Here is a 20,810-nt window from a genome sequence, read left to right on the forward strand (position 1 = left end):
TGATCACCGGCGCCCCAGTGTCCGGCGGGCGTAGTCGACGGTGACCGCGCCGAGCAGCGGGCCCCAGACCACCAGGGGCAGGTAGGCGAGGGTCATCACCACGGCGGCGGCCCCGCGCGGCGAATCCGGCTCGGCCAGGTTGGCGGCCCAGCGGCCGAACAGCCCCTCCGCGCCGAGGACGGTGAGCACCACCGAGCCCAGCAGCGCCGGGACGATCGCGGCGAGCGGCCGCACCCGCCGGCCGCCGATCAGCGGGACCCACCGGGGCACCACCAGGCCCCAGGGCCGGACCAGGCCGAGGGTCAGGAACGCCAGCGCCTCGGCCAGGGCGCTCAGTACGACGCAGTAGACGGTGCCCCAACCCGGCTGGTGCTCGCCGTAGGCCGCGGCCGTCGCCCCGGTGAACCCCATTGGGACGCCGAAGCCGAAGGCGACCCGCCACACCCCCGAGGGGACGGTGCTCAGGGCCGCGGCCCCGGCGGCGAGCTCGGCCCACCGCGGTGCGGGCGGGACGGCCCGGGCGTTGCGACCGCCCGGAGCGACGAGGGTGTCCGGAGCGACGGCGACGGCCGGGGCGGCCGCCCCGGCCCGGTGGCCGGTGCCGCGTGCGTTGATCGCGATCTTCGACATGGTGGTGGCTCCCTTCCTGCCCGGCCCTCCCGGCCGGTTCGACGACTCAAGGCTGACCCCTCCCACCGGCTCCGCGGCAGATGCCGATCGGGCTGTTCCACCTGCTCAACCGGCCTTTGAAATATGCCGATCGGCACAAGCGGACCCCGGGTGCCCCGTCGTACGGTGACGGCAGTCCAAGGGAGGAGATGACGATGACTCAGCTGCTCGCACTCGTCGTGCCGGCCCTGCTGCTGCCGGCGTGGGTGGCTCGCGGTCGCCGCGGGGTGGCGGCGGTGACGGCCGTGGTCGGTGCGTCGTCGGCGGCGGTCACCATCGCCGTCTGGTTCGTCGGCCGGTGGGCGGAGGCGGACAGGTGGCCGGGGCTGCTCGGCCTGGCCGAACTGGCCGCCCTGCTGTTGGCGGTGGTCCTCACCCTCCGGTCGGCGGACGGCCCGCGGTCCGCCGCGGCCGCCTGGACGGCCTGCGGCGCCGTCGGCCTCTGGCCCTCCCGGTTCGAGGCGGTCGACGGGCCGATGGGGGCGCTCGACCTCTTCGGCTTCGGGTCGATGCTGTCCCTCCCCGCGGTGCTGATCGGCCTCTACCTGCGCGGCCTGGACGGCGCCCGGCTCCGGGCGGTGGCGGAGGCCCGGCGGGCCCAGCGGCTCGAGCTGGCCCACGACCTGCACGATTTCGTGGCGCACGACGTGAGCGGCATGGTCGCCCAGGCCCAGGCGGGGGCCTACCTGGCCACGATCGATCCCGCGCGGGCGGCGGAGATGTTCGAGCGGATAGAGCAGGCCGGGCAGCGGGCCCTGGCCTCGCTGGACCGGACGGTGCAGCTGCTGCGTACGGAGGAGGGTGCCGGCCGCGCCCCGCAGCCGGGCCTGACCGAACTGCGTGAGGTGGCAGCGCAGTTCGTGCTCTCGGGCGGCGCCGAGGTCAGGCTGGAGCTCCCGGAGGACCCGGTCCCCCGGGAGGTGGCGGGCACCGTCCACCGGATCGTCGTCGAGGCGCTCACCAACGTCAGGCGGCACGCACCGACCGCTCGGACGGTGGACGTCCGGGCGCTCCGAGCCGGCGGCCGGCTGGAGCTGACCGTGACCAGCGACGGGCGGGGCGCCGCTCCAGGAGGCCGCCCACGGCGCGGCGGAGGAAGCGGACTGTCGGGGCTGGCGGCCCGGGTGGAGGCCCTGGGCGGTTCGTTCGAGGCGGGGCCGCACGGAGTGCGGTCCTGGCGGGTGGCGGCGGTGCTTCCCCTGGGGGAGGCACGCGACCGGCAAGGAGTTCGGCGGAGTGCGGCGAAGGCCGCAGCACGGGAGGAGCACGCATGAGCAGCACCGGGCCGATCAGGGTCTTGATCGCGGACGACCAGCCCGACGTCCGCAGTGCGTTCCGGATGATCCTGGACGTCCAGCCGGACATGGCGGTGGTGGCCGAGGCCGCGGACGGCGCCGCGGCGGTGGCGGAGGCGAGGAGGCTTCGTCCGGACGTGGTCCTCGCGGACATCCGGATGCCGAAGCTCGACGGCCTGGAGGTCACCCGGCAGCTGGCCGGTCAGTGCAAGGTGATCGTGGTGACCACGTTCGACCTGGACGAGTACGTGCACACAGCGCTCCGGCACGGTGCGGCGGGCTTCCTGCTCAAGCGCTCCGGTCCGGTGCTGCTGATCGAGGCGATCAGGGCGGCGATGGACGGGGACGCCTTGATCAGCCCCCAGGTCACCGTCAGGCTCCTGCGGCACATGGCGGCGCCCGGTCCGGAGGAGCGCTCCGGTTCGGGGGCGGCGGCGCCGCCTGCGGCCGGCCCGGTGGAGGAGTTGACCGCGCGGGAGCGGGAGATCGCCGAGCTGGTGGCCGACGGCGCGACCAACGCCGAGATCGGCTCCGGGCTGTTCATCTCACCGGGCACGGTGAAGAACCACCTCGCCAACGTCCAGCGCAAGCTCGGTGCCAGGAACCGGGTGGGCATCGCGGCCTGGGTCTGGGAACAGGCCGCCGGCAACCGGTAGCGGGGTGAGTGGCGAGGGGTGGCCGGCAAGAGGTGGCCGGCCGGCGGGGGCGACGGCAGCAGGGAGACACCGGCTGGAGGGGGCCGTGCGGAGGGGCGTCCGGCGAGCGGCGGGGGCCGCGTGGCGAACGGGAACCCCAACTCCACCCCGCGCTCGCGCGCTTGTGAACGAAGGGTCAAGCGGACGTTCGGAGCGCCGCCACCCCTCTGGGTGAGCCGCTATAACACGTCAACATGACGCCCGGAAATTTGCTTGAGACGACGCATAGTTGATATAGGAGCGTGCCTCTGACCAGCCGCTTCACAAGTAAATGCGACTGGTTGTGACCATTTGACTTCTTTGTGTTGACAACTCTCGGCATGTTCACATTCGGCGTGATTCCAAGGGTGTCGTAGATCACAAAGATGACGTTGAACTGCGTGTCGCAGATCACAAGCCGACGGGCATAGGATGCGCTCGTTCCAGGCTTTGTGAACTGCCTCACATGAGGTGGATCCCGGGAACCGGAACGCGGGTTCACCACAGTGTGACCTGCCGGTTCCGATCTGCAGTCAAGGACGACTGGACGGAGGGAGCGGGGGCTATGAATGCCTACGCGCCGATCCTCGTACTCGGTGCCATCGCGGCGGCGTTCGCGGTCGGCTCCGTCGTGATGGCCTCGCTGACCGGCCCCAAGCGCTACAACCGGGCCAAGTTGGAGGCGTACGAGTGCGGCATCGAGCCGACCCCGCAGCCCGTGGGCGGCGGTCGGTTCCCGATCAAGTACTACCTGACGGCGATGCTCTTCATCGTCTTCGACATCGAGATCGTCTTCCTCTACCCGTGGGCGGTCACCTTCGACGCCCTGGGGATCTTCGGGTTGGTCGAGATGCTCCTGTTCATCGCCACCGTCTTCGTCGCGTACGCCTACGTGTGGCGCCGCGGCGGTCTGGAGTGGGACTGAGCGCGGGGTGGCCGCCGCCCTTGTGAACGAGCGGACAAGCCCGAACGGGCCGGACGTACCACAGGACTTGAGGGCTTTCTGAGGGCATTGAGAGGGATCTGATGGGAATCGAGGAGAAGCTGCCGAGCGGCTTTCTGCTCACGACCGTGGAGACGGCCGCCGGCTGGGTGCGCAAGGCGTCACTCTTCCCGGCCACCTTCGGTCTGGCCTGCTGCGCGATCGAGATGATGACCACCGGTGCCGGCCGCTACGACCTGGCCCGGTTCGGCATGGAGGTGTTCCGGGGTTCGCCCCGACAGGCCGATCTGATGATCGTGGCGGGCCGGGTGAGCCAGAAGATGGCCCCGGTGCTGCGCCAGGTGTACGACCAGATGCCCAACCCGAAGTGGGTCATCTCGATGGGCGTCTGCGCCTCGTCGGGCGGGATGTTCAACAACTACGCGATCGTGCAGGGCGTCGACCACATCGTCCCGGTGGACATCTACCTGCCCGGCTGTCCGCCCCGCCCGGAGATGCTGATGGACGCGATCCTGAAGCTGCACGACAAGATCCAGCACGAGCCGCTCGGCGTGAACCGGCGCCGGGCCGAGGAGCTCGGCGAGGCGCTCGCCCTCCGGGCCACCCCGGTCAGCGAGATGCGGGGGCAGCTGCGATGAACGAGCAGGTACCCGAGACCCGGCAGGAGCGGCCCGTCCGCGAGATCCCGGTCGAGGTGGTCGGCCGCCGCCAGGGCATGTTCGGCGCCCAGGGCACCGGTGACACCTCCGGCTTCGGCGGTCTGGTCGCGCCGGTGGTGCTGCCCGGCCCGAGCGAGCGGCCGTACGGCGGCTGGTTCGACGAGGTGGCCGACGAGCTGGAGGGCGCCCTGGAGGAGCAGGGGCTGGACCCGGTCGACGTGATCGGGAAGACGGTGGTCGCCCACGGCGAGATCACCTTCCACATTGAGCGCGAGCACCTGTTGCGGACCGTCCGCATCCTGCGCGACGACCCGGCGCTGCGCTTCGAGCTCTGCCTGGGCGTGAGCGGCGTGCACCACCCCGGCGACAAGGGCCGCGAGCTGCACGCGGTCTACCACCTGCGCTCGATCACCCACGGCCGGCTGATCCGGCTGGAGGTCACCGCACCGGACGCCGACCCGCGGATCCCGTCCGTGGTGAGCGTCTACCCGACCAACGACTGGCACGAGCGCGAGGCCTACGACTTCTTCGGCCTGGTCTTCGACGGTCACCCGGCGCTCACCCGGATCATGATGCCGGACGACTGGCTGGGCCACCCGCAGCGCAAGGACTACCCGCTCGGCGGCATCCCCGTCGAGTACAAGGGCGCCCAGATCCCGGCACCCGACCAGCGGAGGTCGTACAGCTGATGAGCACCCAGCACCACGAACAGGCCCCGCAGGGAGCGGACCCGCGGGAGGACGCCGAGCGGGCACACGCCCGGGAGACCACCGAGGGCCGGGTCTTCACGGTCACCGGCGGCGACTGGGGCGAGGTCGTCGAGGCGGTCGGCCGGGCCGACGACGAGCGCATCATCGTCAACATGGGCCCCCAGCACCCGTCCACCCACGGCGTGCTGCGGTTGATCCTGGAGATCGACGGCGAGACGGTCACGGAGGCCCGCTGCGGCATCGGCTACCTCCACACCGGCATCGAGAAGAACATGGAGTTCCGCAGCTGGGTCCAGGGCACGACCTTCGTGACGCGGATGGACTACCTGACCCCGCTGTTCAACGAGACCGCCTACTGCCTGGCCGTCGAGAAGCTGCTCGGCATCACCGACGACGTCCCGGACCGGGCCAGCGTCATCCGCGTGATGATGATGGAGCTCAACCGGATCGCCTCGCACCTGGTCTGCCTGGCCACCGGCGGCATGGAGATCGGCTCCACCACCCTGATGATCTACGGGTTCCGGGACCGCGAGCTGATCCTGGACGTCTTCGAGCTGGTCACCGGCCTGCGCATGAACCACGCGTACGTGCGCCCCGGCGGTCTCGCCCAGGACCTCCCGCCCGGGGCGGTCGACCAGATCCGCGAGGCGGTCCGGACGTTCCGCTCCCGGATGCACGAGTACGACAAGCTCGCCACCGGCAACCCGGTGTTCAAGGCCCGCCTGGTCGACGTCGGCTTCCTGGACCTGCCCGGGTGCCTGGCGCTCGGCGCCACCGGTCCGATCCTGCGCGCCACCGGCCTGCCGCACGACCTGCGCAAGAGCGACCCGTACTGCGGCTACGAGGACTACGACTTCGAGGTCGCGACCGCCGACAGCGCCGACTCCTACGGCCGCTTCCTGATCCGGCTGGAGGAGATGAAGCAGTCACTGCGGATCGTCGAGCAGTGCCTGGACCGGCTGCGCCCGGGCCCGGTCATGGTGGCCGACAAGAAGATCGCCTGGCCGGCCCAACTCGCCGTCGGCCCGGACGGGATGGGCAACTCGCTCGACCACATCCGCAAGATCATGGGCACCTCGATGGAGGCCCTGATCCACCACTTCAAGCTGGTCACCGAGGGCTTCCGGGTCCCGGTCGGCCAGGCGTACACGGCGGTCGAGTCGCCCAAGGGCGAGCTGGGCGTGCACGTGGTCAGCGACGGGGGGACGCGCCCGTACCGGGTCCACTTCCGGGATCCGTCGTTCACCAATCTGCAGACGATGGCGGCGATGTGCGAGGGCGGCCAGGTGGCCGACGTGATCGTCGCGGTGGCCGGGATCGACCCGGTGATGGGAGGCGTGGACCGGTGACAGACGTCCAGTTGGGGATGCCGGCGATGCCGGCCGCACCGTACCCCGAGGAGGTGCACGCCCGGCTGACCGCGGACGCCGCGGAGCTGATCGGCCGCTACCCGCAGGCCCGGTCGGCGCTGCTGCCGCTGCTGCACCTGGTGCAGGCCGAGGAGGGCTTCGTCAGCGCGACCGGCATCCGGTTCTGCGCCGAGCAGTTGGACCTCACCACCGCCGAGGTCACCGCCGTCGCCACCTTCTACACGATGTACCGGCGGCGGCCGGCCGGGAAGTACCACGTCGGGGTCTGCACCAACACCCTGTGCGCGGTGCTCGGCGGCGACCAGATCTTCGACGAGCTCCAGCAGCACCTCGGTGTGCGCAACAACGAGACCACCGCGGACGGCGAGATCTCGATCGAGCACATCGAGTGCAACGCGGCCTGCGACTACGCCCCCGTGGTGATGGTCAACTGGGAGTTCTTCGACGACCAGACCCCGGAGAGCGCCAAGCAGCTGGTCGACGACCTGCGCGCCGGCCGCGAGGTCCGGCCGACCCGGGGCGCCCGGCTGTGCGGCTTCAAGGAGACCTCCCGGATCCTGGCGGGCTTCCCCGACGAGCGCCCGGGCGCCAACGACGAGTCCGGCGCGGGCGGAGCGCCCTCGCTCGCCGGCCTGCGGCTGGCCAGGGGCGAGGCGCTGCCCGGCACCGGTGGCACCAAGGTCGTCGCGCCCCGCCACGAGGGCACCGGCCACGAAGGGACCGAAGCGTGATGACCTCCGCCGAGCCGGCCGAGAAGCTGCTCACCCCCGTGCTGTCGGCCTCCTGGGACGACAGCCGGCCCTGGACGCTCGCCACGTACCAGCGCCACCACGGCTACGAGGGCCTCAAGGCGGCGCTGGCCATGCCGCCGGACGACGTGATCGCCCTGGTGAAGGACTCCGGGCTGCGCGGCCGCGGCGGCGCCGGCTTCCCCACCGGGATGAAGTGGCAGTTCATCCCGCAGAACGACGGCAAGCCGCACTACCTGGTGGTCAACGCGGACGAGTCCGAGCCGGGCACCTGCAAGGACATCCCGCTGCTGTTCGCCAACCCGCACTCGCTGATCGAGGGCATGATCATCGCCTCGTACGCGATCCGCTGCGACCACGCGTTCATCTACCTGCGCGGCGAGGTCGTCCCGGTGCTGCGCCGCCTGCACGAGGCGGTCGCGGAGGCGTACCGGGCGGGGCTGCTGGGCCGGAACATCCTCGGCTCGGGCGTCGACCTCGACATCACCGTGCACGCCGGCGCCGGCGCCTACATCTGCGGCGAGGAGACGGCGCTGCTGGACTCGCTGGAGGGCCGGCGCGGCCAGCCCCGGCTGCGGCCCCCGTTCCCGGCCATCGCCGGCCTGTACGCCTGCCCGACGGTGGTCAACAACGTCGAGTCGATCGCCTCGGTGCCGCCGATCCTGGCCCGGGGCAAGGAGTGGTTCAAGGGCCTGGGCACCGAGAAGTCCCCCGGCTTCACGCTGTACTCGCTCTCCGGCCACGTCACCAACCCCGGCCAGTACGAGGCGCCGCTGGGCATCACCCTGCGCCAGCTGCTGGACATGAGCGGCGGCGTCCGCTCCGGCCACCGGCTGAAGTTCTGGACCCCGGGCGGCTCCTCCACCCCGATGTTCACCGACGAGCACCTGGACGTCCCGCTGGACTACGAGGGCGTCGGCGCGGCCGGCTCGATGCTCGGCACCAAGGCGCTGCAGGTCTTCGACGAGACGACCTGCGTGGTGCGGGCCGTCACCCGCTGGACGGAGTTCTACGCCCACGAGTCCTGCGGCAAGTGCACCCCCTGCCGAGAGGGCACCTACTGGCTCGTCCAGCTGCTCAAGCGGATCGAGGCGGGCGAGGGCGTCGCGGGGGACTTGGAGAAGCTCCTCGACATCGCCGACAACATCAACGGCAAGTCCTTCTGCGCGCTGGGGGACGGCGCGGCCAGCCCGATCGTCTCCTCGCTCCAGCACTTCCGGGCCGAGTACGAGCAGCACCTGGCCGAGCGCCGCTGCCCGTTCGACCCGGCCGCCTCCACCGTCTGGGCCGACGGCCCCCGCCCCGGCCACCAGTCCGCCACCGAAAGGGAGGTGCACGCGTGACGATCACAGAGCCATCCACCTCCACGGGCGACAAGGCCCCGGTCGAACTGGTCACGCTCACCATCGACGGCGTCGAAGTGCAGGTCCCCAAGGGGACGTTGGTGATCCGGGCCGCCGAGACCATCGGCACCCAGATCCCGCGCTTCTGCGACCACCCGCTGCTCGACCCGGCCGGCGCCTGCCGGCAGTGCATCGTGGAGATCGAGGGCCAGCGCAAGCCGGTCGCCTCCTGCACCATCCCGGTCGCCGAGGGCATGGTGGTGCGCACCCAGCTGAGCTCGCCGGTGGCGGAGAAGGCGCAGCGCGGCGTGATGGAACTGCTGCTGATCAACCACCCGCTGGACTGCCCGGTCTGCGACAAGGGCGGCGAGTGCCCGCTGCAGAACCAGGCGATGTCCACCGGGGAGACGGACTCCCGCTTCGAGGGGATGAAGCGCACCTACGAGAAGCCGGTGCCGATCAGCAGCCAGGTGCTGCTGGACCGCGAACGCTGCGTGCTGTGCGCGCGCTGCACCCGCTTCTCGCAGCAGATCGCCGGCGACCCGTTCATCGACCTGGTGGAGCGCGGTGCGCTGCAGCAGGTCGGCACCGGTGAGGGCGACGACTTCGAGTCGTACTTCTCGGGGAACATCATCCAGATCTGCCCGGTGGGCGCGCTGACCTCGGCGGCTTATCGTTTCCGCTCGCGTCCGTTCGACCTGGTCTCCTCGCCGAGCGTGTGCGAGCACTGCTCGGCCGGCTGCGCCCAGCGCACCGACCACCGGCGGGGCAAGGTGCTGCGCCGGCTGGCGGGCGAGGACCCGGCGGTCAACGAGGAGTGGAACTGCGACAAGGGCCGGTTCGCGTTCCGCTACGCCCAGCAGCGGGACCGCCTCACCACCCCGCTGGTGCGGGAGGGCGGCGAGCTGGTCCCGGCGTCCTGGCCGGAGGCGCTGGCCCGGGCCGCCGCGGGGCTGCGCGGCGCCCGCGCCGGCGTGCTCACCGGCGGCCGGGTCACCGTCGAGGACGCCTACGCGTACGCGAAGTTCGCGCGGGTGGTGCTCGGCACCAACGACGTGGACTTCCGGGCCCGCCCGCACAGCGGCGAGGAGGCGGACTTCCTGGCCGCCGCCGTCGCCGGGCGCGGCGTGGACGTGGACGGCACGGGCCTGAGCTACGAGCGGCTGGAGCAGGCACCGGTGGTGCTGCTGGCGGGCTTCGAGCCGGAGGAGGAGTCGCCGATCGTCTTCCTGCGGCTGCGCAAGGCGGCCCGGGCGCGCGGCACCAAGGTGTACTCGGTGGCGACGTTCGCCTCCCGGGGGCTGACCAAGCTGCGCGGCGCACTGCTGCCGGCGGCCCCCGGCACCGAGCCGGAGTGGTTCGCGGCGCTGGCCGCGGACGAGCCGCTGAACGACGACGCCGGGCGGGCGGCCGAGCTGCTGCGCGGCCCGGGCGCGGTGATCCTGGCGGGCGAGCGGCTGGCCTCCGTGCCGGGCGCGCTGACGGCGGTGCTGCGCCTGGCGCACGCGACCGGTGCGACGCTGGCCTGGGTGCCGCGCCGGGCGGGTGAGCGCGGGGCCGTCGAGGCGGGCGCGCTGCCGGGCCTGCTGCCGGGCGGCCGTCCGGTGGCGGCGCCGGGGGCGCGGGCGGAGGCCGCCGCGCTGTGGGGCGTGGCGGAGCTGCCCGCGCGGCTGGGCCGGGACACCGACCAGATCCTCGCGGCGGCGGTGAACGGCGATCTGGACGCGCTGCTGGTCGGCGGTGTGGATCCGGACGACCTGCCGGATCCGGCGCTGGCCGACGAGGCGCTGGCGGCGGTGCCGTTCGTGGTGTCCCTGGAACTACGGCCGTCCGCGGTGACGGCGCACGCGGACGTGGTGCTGCCGGTGGCGGCGGTGGCGGAGAAGGCCGGCACCTTCCTGGACTGGGAGGGCCGGGTGCGGATGTTCGAGGCGGCGCTCAAGCCGGACCAGCAGATGGGCCGTCACCTGCACCCGGACCTGCGGGTGCTGAGCATGCTGGCGGACGCGCTGGGCCACCGGCTCGGCCTGCCGGACGTCCGGGCGGCCCGCCTGGAGCTGGACCACTTCACCCCGTGGGCGGGCGACCGCACCGCGGACCCGGCCGCGCACCCGGCCGTGCTGCCGCGGCCGGCCAACGGTCAGGCGGTGCTGGGCGGCTGGCGCCAGCTGCTGGACGGCGGCTCGCTGCAGCAGGGTGATCCGCACCTGGCGGGCACCCGGCACCGGGCGGTGGCCCGGGTCTCCCCGGTCACCGCGGAGGAGATCGGGGCCGTCGCGGGCGGTGCGCTGCGGGTGACGGGCCCGGCGGGCTCGCTGACCCTGCCGCTGGAGGTCGTCGACTCGATCCCGGACCGCACGGTCTGGGTGCCGCTCAACTCCACGCCGGGCGGCGCGCACCGCGCGCTCGGCACCACCGTCGGCCACCTGGTGACGATCGCCGCGGCCGCACCGGAGCCGGTCGAGCAGGCCGTGGCCCCGGTCGGCGACGCGAGCAGCGAAGGGGAGGAGCGATGACTCCGCAGCCGTACGAGACGCTCCACTTCTTCGGCCACGACCCGTGGTGGCTGGTGCTGTTGAAGGCGGTGTTCTGCTTCGGCTTCCTGGTCCTGACGGTGCTGATCGCGATCGTCTGGGAGCGCAAGGTGGTGGCCTGGATGCAGTTGCGCATCGGGCCGAACCGGCACGGGCCCTGGGGGCTGCTGCAGTCCCTCGCGGACGGCGTGAAGCTGGCGCTCAAGGAAGACCTGGTGGTCAAGGGCTCGGACAAGGTGGTCTACGTCCTGGCCCCGATCGTCTGCGCCATCCCGGCCTTCATGGCCTTCGCGGTGATCCCGTTCGGTCCGCCCGGCGACGAGGTGTCGATCTTCGGGACGCGGACGGCGATGCAGCTGACGGACTTCCCGGTGGCGCTGCTGTACATCCTGGCGACGGCTTCGGTCGGCATCTACGGCATCGTGCTGGCGGGCTGGTCCTCCGGGTCGACGTACCCGCTGCTGGGCGGTCTGCGCTCCTCGGCCCAGATGATCAGCTACGAGATCGCGATGGGCCTGTCCTTCGCGGCGGTCTTCATCTACTCGGGGTCGATGTCGACCTCGGAGATCGTGGCGCACCAGCAGCCGACCTGGTTCGCGGTGCTGCTGCCGGTGTCGTTCATCGTCTACATCATCGCGATGGTGGGCGAGACCAACCGGGCGCCGTTCGACCTGCCGGAGGCCGAGGGCGAGCTGGTCGGCGGCTTCAACACCGAGTACTCCTCGCTGAAGTTCGCGATGTTCATGCTGGCCGAGTACGTCAACATGGTGACCGTCTCGGCCGTCGCCTCCACCCTGTTCCTGGGCGGCTGGCGGGCCCCGTGGCCGGTGTCGACCTTCTGGGAGGGCGCCAACCACGGCTGGTGGCCGATGCTCTGGATCACGTTGAAGATCCAGCTGCTGCTGTTCTTCTTCATCTGGCTGCGCGGCACGCTGCCCCGGTTCCGCTACGACCAGTTCATGAAGCTGGGCTGGAAGGTGCTGATCCCGGTCTCGCTGGTCTGGCTGGTGCTGATCGCGAGCGTGCGGGCGCTGCGCAACGAGGGCTACGGCTTCGGCGAGGTGGTGCTGTACGTCGGCGCGCCGGTCGGGGGGATCCTGCTGCTCGCGTTGCTGCGGGACTTCCTGAAGAAGGAGCCCGAGGACTCTGCGGCGTCCGGTGACGGGGCGTCGCCGCAGGGCGGGTTCGACCCGATGGCGGGCGGTTACCCGGTGCCCCCGCTGCCCGGCCAGGAGCTGCCGCCGGTGCCGCGCCGGCGCAGCCGCGCCCCGAAGCAACTGCAGGACGCCCTCAACGGGGCCGACCATTCCGAAGGGAGCTGAACCGAGATGGAGTCCGACCAGACGGAGCGGGACGAACGCCCCGACAAGCCGTCGATCCTCGGCCCGGCCGCCGGCTTCGGCGTGACCTTCAAGGCCATGTTCAAGAAGCGGCTGACCGAGCAGTACCCGGAGCAGAAGAAGCCCACCGCTCCGCGTTTCCACGGCCGCCACCAGCTGAACCGGCACCCGGACGGCCTGGAGAAGTGCGTCGGCTGCGAGCTGTGCGCGTGGGCCTGCCCGGCCGACGCGATCTACGTGGAGGGCGCGGACAACCGGGAGGACGAGCGCTACTCGCCCGGGGAGCGCTACGGCGCGGTCTACCAGATCAACTACGCCCGCTGCATCCTGTGCGGGCTCTGCATCGAGGCCTGTCCGACCCGTGCACTGACCATGACGAACGAGTACGAGCTGGCGGACTCCTCCCGCCGGGACCTGATCTTCACCAAGGAGCAGCTGCTGGTGGGGCTGTCCGAGGGCATGGTGGACTCCCCGCACGCGATCTTCCCGGGCGCCGACGAGGGCGCGTACTACCGGGGCGAGATCACCGCGGCGGCGCCCGGGACGGTCCAGCAGGAGCGCACCGACCGGGAGAAGGAGGTCCGGTCGTGAGCCCCCTGACCACCCTCGCCGCGACAGGGACGACCTCCACCGGGGAGGCCGTCCAGTTCTGGGTGCTCGCGGTCGTCGCGGTCGGCGGCGCGCTGGGCATGCTGCTGATGAGGAAGGCCGTGCACAGCGCGCTGTGCCTGGCGGCGACGATGCTGGCGCTGGCGGTCTGTTACATGGCCCAGGGCGCGGTGTTCCTGGGCGTGGTGCAGATCGTGGTCTACACCGGCGCGATCATGATGCTGTTCCTGTTCGTGGTGATGCTGGTGGGCGTCACCAGCGAGGACTCGCTGAAGGAGCAGCTGAAGGGCCAGCGGTTCGCCGCGGTGCTGTGCGGGCTGGGCTTCGGCGTGCTGCTGGTGGCGGGGATCGCCAACGCGAAGCTGAACCACTTCACCGGCCTGTCCGAGGCGAACGCCGAGGGCAACGTGCCGGGCCTGGCCCGGCTGATCTTCACCCGGTACGTGTGGGCCTTCGAGGTCACCGGCGCGCTGCTGATCACCGCGGCGATCGGGGCCATGGTGCTGACCCACCGCGAGCACGTGAAGGCGCCGAAGACGCAGCGCGAGCTGGCCGCGCAGCGGGTCAAGGACAACATCCAGCTCCCGCCGCTGCCGGCGCCGGGCGTGTACGCGCGGCACAACGCGGTGGACGTCCCGGCGCTGCTGCCGGACGGCACGGTGGCCGAGGACTCGGTGATGGCGACGCTGCGCGAGCGCGGCCAGGTCCGGGACGTCAGCCAGGAGATGCTGCGGCGGATGGCGGAGCTGGAGAACAGCACCGCCGACTGGCTGGGCCGCCCGTCCTCCGAGCGGCCGGTCGTGTCCGGGCCGCGCAAGTCCCTGGAGCCGGTGCCGGCCGGTCAGCAGGACGGGCCCCAGGCGGGGTCCGAGCGCACCGACGAGGAGGGCGAGCAGTGAACCCGGTCAACTACCTCTACCTGTCCGCCCTGTTGTTCACCATCGGCGCCTCCGGGGTGCTGATCCGGCGCAACGCGATCGTGCTGTTCATGTGCGTGGAGCTGATGCTCAACGCCTCGAACCTGGCCCTGGTGACCTTCTCCCGGATGCACGGCACCCTGGACGGTCAGATCATCGCGTTCTTCACGATGGTGGTGGCGGCGGCCGAGGTCGTGGTCGGCCTCGCCATCATCGTCTCCATCTTCCGGACCAGGCACTCCGCTTCGGTCGACGACAGCAACCTGATGAAGCTGTAGGCGGAGGGCCTCTCGGTGAACTCTCTCATTCCGCTGCTGGTGGCCGCCCCGCTGGCCGGCGCAGTCCTGCTGCTGCTCGGCGGCCGGGCGCTGGACCGCTTCGGCCACTGGTTGGCCACCGCACTCGCGGCACTCTCGTTCGGCTTCGGCCTGGCACTGTTCTCGGCGATGCTGGGCCGTGACGCCGAGCACCGGGCCGTGACCGAGTACCTGTACACCTGGATCCGGGTGAACGGCTTCCAGGCCGACGTCTCGTTCCAGCTCGACCAGCTGTCGATGACGTTCGTGCTGCTGATCACCGGTGTCGGCACGCTGATCCACGTCTACTCGGTCGGCTACATGGCGCACGACGAGCGCCGGCGCCGCTTCTTCGCGTACCTGAACCTGTTCCTGGCCGCCATGCTGCTGCTGGTGACGGCCGACAACTACCTGCTGCTGTACTTCGGTTGGGAGGGCGTGGGCCTGGCCTCGTACCTGCTGATCGGCTTCTGGCAGCACAAGCCGAGCGCGGCGACGGCGGCCAAGAAGGCCTTCATCGTCAACCGGGTCGGAGACCTGGGCCTGTCGATCGCGATCATGCTGATGTTCGTCGAGTTCGGCTCCTTCGCCTTCGGGCCGGTCTTCGGTGCGGCCGACCAGGCGAGCGAGGGCAAGCTGACGGCGATCGGCCTGATGCTGCTGTTGGCGGCCTGCGGCAAGTCCGCCCAGGTGCCCCTGCAGTCCTGGCTCGGGGACGCCATGGAGGGCCCCACCCCGGTGTCGGCGCTGATCCACGCGGCCACCATGGTGACCGCGGGCGTCTACCTGATCACCCGTTCCGCCGCGATCTTCAACCTGGCGCCGGACGCGCAGACCGCCGTGGTGGTGGTCGGCACGGTCACGCTGCTGTTCGGTGCGATCGTCGGTTGCGCCAAGGACGACATCAAGAAGGCGCTGGCCGGCTCGACCATGTCGCAGATCGGCTACATGGTGCTGGCGGCCGGGCTCGGTCCGATCGGCTACGCCTTCGCGATCATGCACCTGGTGACCCACGGCTTCTTCAAGGCCGGGCTGTTCCTCGGCGCCGGGTCGGTCATGCACGGCATGAACGACGAGGTGGACATGCGCCACTACGGAGGCCTGCGCAAGTACCTGCCGGTCACCTTCGCCACCTTCGGGCTGGGCTACCTGGCGATCATCGGCTTCCCGGGCCTGTCCGGCTTCTTCTCCAAGGACAAGATCATCGAGGCGGCCTTCGCCAAGGGCGGCACCGAGGGCTGGATCCTCGGGCTGTGCGCGCTCGTCGGCGCCGGTGTCACGGCGTTCTACATGACCCGGGTGATGCTGATGACGTTCTTCGGCGAGAAGCGCTGGCAGCCCGACGCCGACGGCAACGCCCCGCACCCGCACGAGTCGCCGAAGAGCATGACGATCCCGATGGTCCTGCTGGCCCTCGGCTCGGTCTTCGCGGGCGGGCTGTTCGCCTACAACGACTCCTTCCTGAACTGGCTGGAGCCGGTCACCGGCCACGCCGAGGGCGACTCGCCGCTCACTCCGCTGGTGGTTACCCTGCTCACCACGGTCTGCATGCTGGTCGGCGTCGGCGTCTCCTACCTGATGTACGGGCGCTCGCCCGTCCCGGTGGTGCCGCCGGTCGGCTCCCCGCTCACCCGGGCGGCCCGCCGCGACCTGCTCCAGGACGACTTCAACCACGCCGTCCTGGTCCGGCCCGGCTCGGCCCTGACCGCCACCCTGGTCTACTTCGACAGCCGCGGACTGGACGGCTTCGTCAACGGCCTGGCCGCCACCATCGGCGGCGTCTCCAGTCGGCTGCGGCGGATCCAGAACGGCTTCGTCCGCTCGTACGCGCTCTCCATGTTCGGCGGCACGCTGGTGCTGGTCGCCACGACTCTCCTGATGAGGTCCGTGTGATGACTCGTCCTGACAAGAACCCGGGGGGCCGGCCATGAGCGCGCTGTTGACCGCCACCTGTGCCGTCCCCGCGGCCGGCGCGGTGCTCACCGCGGCGCTGCCCGCCGGGTCCACCGAGGGCCGGCGCCGGACCACCAAGGCCGTCGCCCTGGGCGTCTCGGCCGTCACCCTGGTGCTGGCCGCCGTGGTGGCCGCGCGGTTCGACCCGAACGGCGCCCGCTACCAGCTCACCGAGTCCCACAGCTGGATCCGTTCCTTCGGCATCAGCTTCTCGCTCGGCGTGGACGGCATCGGCGCCGTGCTCGCCCTGCTCACCGCCGTGCTGGTGCCGGTCGTCATGCTGGCCTCCTGGCACGACGCCGACCCCTCCTCCCCGCCCGCCGCCGGGCCGGAGGGGGCCGGCCCCCTCCGGCCCGACGGGACCTTCGAGAACCGGCGCCGGACCCAGGGCTTCTTCGCCCTGATCCTGGCGGTGGAGGCGATGGTCGTCGTCTCCTTCTACGCCACCGACGTCTTCGTGTTCTACGTGTTCTTCGAAGCCATGCTGATCCCGATGTACTTCCTGATCGGCGGCTTCGGCGACCGGGCCGGCGGCCCCGACGCGGCGCGCCAGCGCAGCTACGCGGCCGTCAAGTTCCTGCTCTACAACCTGCTCGGCGGCCTGGTGATGCTGGCCGCCGTGATCGGCCTGTACGTGATCGCGCAGGACCAGGGCTTCGGCACCTTCGACCTGCCCACCCTGGCCTCGGCGATCGCCGACGGGAAGCTGCAGCTGACCGGCACCGCCGAGAAGGCGCTGTTCCTGGGCTTCTTCTTCGCCTTCGCGGTGAAGGCCCCGCTGTGGCCGCTGCACACCTGGCTGCCGAACGCGATGGGCGAGGCCACCGCCGGCACCGCGGTGCTGATCACCGCGGTGGTGGACAAGGTCGGCACCTTCGCGATGCTGCGCTACTGCCTCGGCCTGTTCCCGGACGCCTCGAAGACCTTCGCCCCGGCGATCCTGGCCCTCTCGGTGATCGGGATCCTCTACGGCGCGCTGCTGGCGATCGGGCAGAAGGACATCAAGCGGCTGGTCGCCTACGCCTCGATCTCGCACTTCGGCTTCATCATCATGGGCGTGTTCGCGCTCACCAGCCAGGGCCAGAGCGGCGCCACCCTCTACATGGTCAACCACGGCATCTCCACCGCCGCCTGGATGCTGGTCGCCGGCTTCCTGATCTCCCGCCGCGGCTCGCGGCTGATCGCCGACTACGGCGGCGTGCAGAAGGTCGCCCCGGTGCTTGCCGGGACGTTCCTGATCGGTGGCCTGGCCACCCTGTCGCTGCCCGGCCTGGCGCCCTTCGTCAGCGAGTTCCTGGTCCTGGTGGGCACCTTCACCCGCTACCCGGCGATCGGGATCGTGGCCACCTTCGGCATCGTGCTGGCCGCGCTGTACGCCCTGCTGCTGTACCAGCGCACCATGACCGGCCCGGTGAAGGCCGAGGTCAGCGGGATGCCCGACCTCAAGGTCCGGGAGCTCGCGGTGGTCGCCCCGCTGGTGGCGCTGACCGTCCTGCTCGGCGTCTACCCCAAGCCGCTCACCGACCTGGTCAACCCCTCGGTGAACGCGACGCTCTCGCAGGTCCACGAGACCGACCCGGCGCCGGTCCACCCGGTCGCCGCCACTTCAGGAGGTGAGCAGAAGTGAGCACCACCGGCATGCTCGCCGCCGCCGGCGGCAACACCGCCAGCATCCCGGCACCCCACATCGAGTACGCCCAACTTTCCCCGATGCTGGTGGTGTTCGGCGCCGCCGTGCTCGGCGTCCTGGTCGAGGCCTTCGTGCCCCGCCGGCACCGGCACTGGACGCAGGTCTTGCTCGCCCTGGTCGGGCTGATCGGGTCCTTCGTCGCCGTGGTGGTGCTGGCCGCGCAGGGCTACGGCTCCACCAAGGTCGACCTGCTGGCGATGGAGTCGGTCGCGCTGGACGGCCCGGCGCTGTTCCTGCAGGGCGTCATCCTGCTGGTCGCGGTGGTGGCGGTGCTCACCTACGCCGAGCGGAAGCTCGAGCCGAAGGCCGGCGGCCTGCCGGCCGACGCGTTCGCCGCCCAGGCCGCCGCCACCCCCGGCGGCGAGCAGGAGCGGGCGGCCGTCCGGGCGGGCTTCGCCACCAGCGAGGTCTTCCCGCTCACCCTCTTCGCGGTCGGCGGCATGCTGCTGTTCCCCGCCGCGAACGACCTGCTGACCATGTTCGTGGCGCTGGAGGTCTTCTCCCTCCCGCTCTACCTGCTCTGCGCGCTGGCCCGGCGCCGCCGGCTGCTCTCCCAGGAGGCGGCCGTCAAGTACTTCCTGCTCGGCGCCTTCGCCTCGGCGTTCTTCCTGTTCGGCACCGCGCTGCTGTACGGCTACGCGGGCAGCGTGAAGCTCGGCGACATCTCGGACGTCATCTCCGGCAAGGCGATGACCACCCCGGCGCAGCTGAGCAGCACCCAGAGCGACGCGCTGCTGCTGATGGGACTGGCGGTGCTCTCGGTCGGCCTGCTGTTCAAGGTCGGCGCCGTCCCCTTCCACTCCTGGACGCCGGACGTGTACCAGGGCGCGCCGACCCCGGTGACCGGCTTCATGGCGGCGGCCACCAAGGTCGCCGCGTTCGGGGCGTTCCTGCGGCTGTTCTACGTGGCCTTCCCCGGCCTGCGGCTGGACTGGCGGCCGGTGCTCTGGGGGGTGGCGATCCTCACCATGGTGGTCGGCGCGGTGCTCGCGGTGACCCAGCAGGACGTGAAGCGGCTGCTGGCGTACTCCTCGATCGCGCACGCCGGGTTCATCCTCACCGGGGTGATCGCCACCAACAAGCAGGGCCTCTCCTCGGTGCTGTTCTACCTGCTGGCGTACTCCTTCGTGACGCTCGGGGCCTTCGCCGTGGTCACCCTGGTGCGCGACTCCAAGGGCGAGGCGACCCACCTGTCCAGCTGGGCCGGGCTGGGGCGGCGCTCGCCCCTGGTGGCGGCGGTGTTCGCCCTGTTCCTGCTGGCCTTCGCCGGGATCCCGCTGACCTCCGGTTTCACCGGGAAGTTCGCGGTGTTCCAGGCGGCTGCGGCCGGCGGGGCGACTCCGCTGGTGATCGTCGGTGTGCTGAGCTCGGCGGTCGCCGCGTTCTTCTACATCCGGGTCATCGTGCTGATGTTCTTCTCCGACCCGAAGCCGGGCGGCCCGACCGTCGCGATCCCGAGCGCCTTCACGGCGACCGCGATCGGGGTGGGGGTCCTGGTCACGCTGGGTCTCGGTCTGCTGCCGCAGTACTTCCTCGACCTGGCGTCCAAGGCGGCGCTGTTCGTCCGCTGACCCCGCCGGGCCGGCGCCGCCGCCCCGGGCCCGTCGTCCGGGCCGTGCCCCCCCGTGCGCGGCCCGGACGCGCGTCCGCCGCCGGTGCGTCCGCCGCGGTTCTCCCGGCGGGTTCACCGGCGGATTCCGCCCCCACCGCCGGATCGCCGCGACAGCCGCCCTGACCTGGGCGTCCGGCCCGATCATGACAGGATCCGCACGCCCGTGCAGTGATCCACTCGCGACCGGATACCCTGCCTGTATGGCCAGCGGCGGCACTCAGGGACCAGGCCGCTAGATCGACCAGGGACAGAGGAGTGGTCTTCGTGACCGTCGTGGGACCCTTCGGGCTCAGCGTGCAGGACCGCGACCTGACCCGGGACGTCCAGGCCGGACTGGACGCGGTGGAGACGGCGCTCGCCGAGGCCGTCAAGAGCGACGTCCCCTTCATCACCATCACCGCCAGTCACCTCATCGAGGCCGGCGGCAAGCGCTTCCGCCCGCTGCTCCTGCTGCTCGCCGCGCAGTTCGGCGACCCGGGCGCCCCGGGCGTGGTGCCCGCTGCCGTCGTCGTCGAGCTGACCCACCTGGCCACGCTCTACCACGACGACGTCATGGACGAGGCCCCGGTGCGCCGCGGCGCCCCCAGCGCCAACTCGCGCTGGGACAACTCCGTCGCCATCCTCACCGGCGACTTCCTGTTCTCCCGCGCCTCCCAGGTGCTCGCCGACCTCGGCCCCGAGGCGGTCCGGATGCAGGCCGACGCCTTCGAGCGGCTGGTCACCGGCCAGATCCTGGAGACCCGCGGCGCCGGCCCGGACGGCGACCCGCTGCTGCACTACCTCGACGTGCTGGCCGGCAAGACCGGGTCGCTGATCGCCGTCTCCTGCCGGATAGGAGCACTGGTGGCCGGCGCCGAGCCGTGGATGGTGGACACCCTCGGCGAGTTCGGCGAGCGGATCGGCATCGCCTTCCAGCTGGCCGACGACGTGCTGGACATCGCCAGCGACGGCCACGAGTCCGGCAAGACCCCCGGCACCGACCTGCGCGAGGGCGTGGCGACGCTGCCGACCCTGCTGCTGCAGCAGATGCCCGCGGACCCGGCCGACCCGGCCGACACCCGGCTGCGCGAGCTGATCGCCCAGCCCCTCGCCGACGACGAGCTGCACGCCGAGGCGCTGCGGCTGCTGCGCCGCCACCCGGCGCTGGAGCGCGCCCGCCGGGAGACCCTGCGCCAGGCCGAGGACGCCCGCGCGCTGCTCGCCCCGCTGCCGGACTGCCCGGCGAAGGCGGCCCTGGAGGGCCTCTGCGACTCGGTGGCGATCCGCACCATGTGACGGCCCGGCCGGGAACCCGCCCGGCCGGAGCACCCGCCGGCCCGGCAGTCGCCCGGGCCCGGCACTCAGCCGGCCCCCTCCCGGCGCCCGCGCCGCCCGGCACCGGCCGCGCGGCGGTGGGCACCCCCCGGAGGACGGGCGTCCGGCGCCGTGAATCCCCCGGCGGGCGGAC

General features: G+C 71.7%; 18 protein-coding genes. 17 read left to right on the plus strand and 1 reads right to left on the minus strand.

Features of this window, described 5'->3' with window-relative positions:
* Positions 1–3: 3 nt before the first annotated feature.
* Positions 4–630 carry a hypothetical protein gene (locus tag AB0N04_RS35475; RefSeq protein WP_360218859.1) on the minus strand — a complete coding sequence of 209 codons (627 nt, stop codon included), beginning with the start codon at positions 628–630 and terminating at the stop codon, positions 4–6.
* A 194-nt stretch (positions 631–824) separates the two neighbouring features.
* Here AB0N04_RS35475 and AB0N04_RS35480 point away from each other — a divergent pair, with 194 nt between their 5' ends.
* The 17 genes from AB0N04_RS35480 to AB0N04_RS35560 all read left to right on the plus strand — a co-directional run bounded on the left by AB0N04_RS35480 (position 825) and on the right by AB0N04_RS35560 (position 20,638).
* On the plus strand, positions 825–1,943 hold the full coding sequence (locus tag AB0N04_RS35480) for a histidine kinase (protein WP_360218862.1): 1,119 nt from the start codon (positions 825–827) through the stop codon (positions 1,941–1,943).
* Positions 1,940–2,620, plus strand: a complete 681-nt coding sequence (locus AB0N04_RS35485; protein ID WP_360218865.1) for a response regulator transcription factor — start codon at positions 1,940–1,942, stop codon at positions 2,618–2,620. The genes AB0N04_RS35480 and AB0N04_RS35485 overlap by 4 nt, the downstream gene beginning before the upstream one ends.
* A gap of 583 nt (positions 2,621–3,203) precedes the next feature.
* Positions 3,204–3,563: an NADH-quinone oxidoreductase subunit A gene (locus AB0N04_RS35490; protein WP_030060100.1), complete on the plus strand. Its 360-nt coding sequence runs from the start codon at positions 3,204–3,206 to the stop codon at positions 3,561–3,563.
* Positions 3,564–3,664: 101 nt separating this feature from the next.
* The gene (locus AB0N04_RS35495) at positions 3,665–4,219 is read left to right on the plus strand and encodes an NADH-quinone oxidoreductase subunit B family protein (protein WP_360218868.1); all 555 of its coding nucleotides are present in this window, start codon (positions 3,665–3,667) and stop codon (positions 4,217–4,219) included.
* The gene (locus tag AB0N04_RS35500; RefSeq protein WP_360218871.1) at positions 4,216–4,929 is read left to right on the plus strand and encodes an NADH-quinone oxidoreductase subunit C; all 714 of its coding nucleotides are present in this window, start codon (positions 4,216–4,218) and stop codon (positions 4,927–4,929) included. Before AB0N04_RS35495 ends, AB0N04_RS35500 begins: the two co-directional genes overlap by 4 nt.
* Complete coding sequence (locus tag AB0N04_RS35505) at positions 4,929–6,299, plus strand: NADH-quinone oxidoreductase subunit D (RefSeq protein WP_360218874.1); 1,371 nt, start codon at positions 4,929–4,931, stop codon at positions 6,297–6,299. The genes AB0N04_RS35500 and AB0N04_RS35505 overlap by 1 nt, the downstream gene beginning before the upstream one ends.
* Positions 6,300–6,316: 17 nt before the next feature.
* Positions 6,317–7,051 (plus strand): NADH-quinone oxidoreductase subunit NuoE, encoded by a 735-nt coding sequence (gene nuoE / locus AB0N04_RS35510; RefSeq protein WP_360218922.1) that lies wholly within the window; start codon positions 6,317–6,319, stop codon positions 7,049–7,051.
* Positions 7,051–8,412, plus strand: a complete 1,362-nt coding sequence (gene nuoF, locus AB0N04_RS35515) for an NADH-quinone oxidoreductase subunit NuoF (RefSeq protein ID WP_360218877.1) — start codon at positions 7,051–7,053, stop codon at positions 8,410–8,412. The genes nuoE and nuoF overlap by 1 nt, the downstream gene beginning before the upstream one ends.
* Entirely contained in the window at positions 8,409–10,928 is a 2,520-nt protein-coding gene (locus AB0N04_RS35520) for an NADH-quinone oxidoreductase subunit G (protein ID WP_360218880.1), read from the plus strand. The genes nuoF and AB0N04_RS35520 overlap by 4 nt, the downstream gene beginning before the upstream one ends.
* Positions 10,925–12,268 carry an NADH-quinone oxidoreductase subunit NuoH gene (gene nuoH / locus AB0N04_RS35525; protein WP_360218883.1) on the plus strand — a complete coding sequence of 448 codons (1,344 nt, stop codon included), beginning with the start codon at positions 10,925–10,927 and terminating at the stop codon, positions 12,266–12,268. Before AB0N04_RS35520 ends, nuoH begins: the two co-directional genes overlap by 4 nt.
* Before the next feature lie 6 nt (positions 12,269–12,274).
* Positions 12,275–12,877 carry an NADH-quinone oxidoreductase subunit NuoI gene (gene nuoI / locus AB0N04_RS35530; RefSeq protein WP_360218886.1) on the plus strand — a complete coding sequence of 201 codons (603 nt, stop codon included), beginning with the start codon at positions 12,275–12,277 and terminating at the stop codon, positions 12,875–12,877.
* Between the two features lie 5 nt (positions 12,878–12,882).
* The gene (locus AB0N04_RS35535) at positions 12,883–13,794 is read left to right on the plus strand and encodes an NADH-quinone oxidoreductase subunit J (RefSeq protein WP_360218925.1); all 912 of its coding nucleotides are present in this window, start codon (positions 12,883–12,885) and stop codon (positions 13,792–13,794) included.
* Positions 13,791–14,090, plus strand: a complete 300-nt coding sequence (nuoK, locus tag AB0N04_RS35540) for an NADH-quinone oxidoreductase subunit NuoK (protein ID WP_030235394.1) — start codon at positions 13,791–13,793, stop codon at positions 14,088–14,090. Before AB0N04_RS35535 ends, nuoK begins: the two co-directional genes overlap by 4 nt.
* 15 nt (positions 14,091–14,105) lie before the next feature.
* A complete protein-coding gene (gene nuoL, locus AB0N04_RS35545; protein ID WP_360218889.1) occupies positions 14,106–16,001 on the plus strand; it encodes an NADH-quinone oxidoreductase subunit L in 1,896 nt (631 codons plus the stop codon).
* Positions 16,002–16,035: 34 nt separating this feature from the next.
* Entirely contained in the window at positions 16,036–17,688 is a 1,653-nt protein-coding gene (locus AB0N04_RS35550) for an NADH-quinone oxidoreductase subunit M (RefSeq protein ID WP_360218892.1), read from the plus strand.
* 11 nt (positions 17,689–17,699) lie between these two features.
* Positions 17,700–19,322 carry an NADH-quinone oxidoreductase subunit NuoN gene (nuoN, locus tag AB0N04_RS35555; protein WP_360218928.1) on the plus strand — a complete coding sequence of 541 codons (1,623 nt, stop codon included), beginning with the start codon at positions 17,700–17,702 and terminating at the stop codon, positions 19,320–19,322.
* Between the two features lie 305 nt (positions 19,323–19,627).
* The gene (locus tag AB0N04_RS35560) at positions 19,628–20,638 is read left to right on the plus strand and encodes a polyprenyl synthetase family protein (RefSeq protein WP_360218895.1); all 1,011 of its coding nucleotides are present in this window, start codon (positions 19,628–19,630) and stop codon (positions 20,636–20,638) included.
* Positions 20,639–20,810 lie beyond the last annotated feature (172 nt).

This window comes from Kitasatospora sp. NPDC051702 (assembly GCF_040681575.1).
GTDB lineage: Bacteria > Actinomycetota > Actinomycetes > Streptomycetales > Streptomycetaceae > Kitasatospora.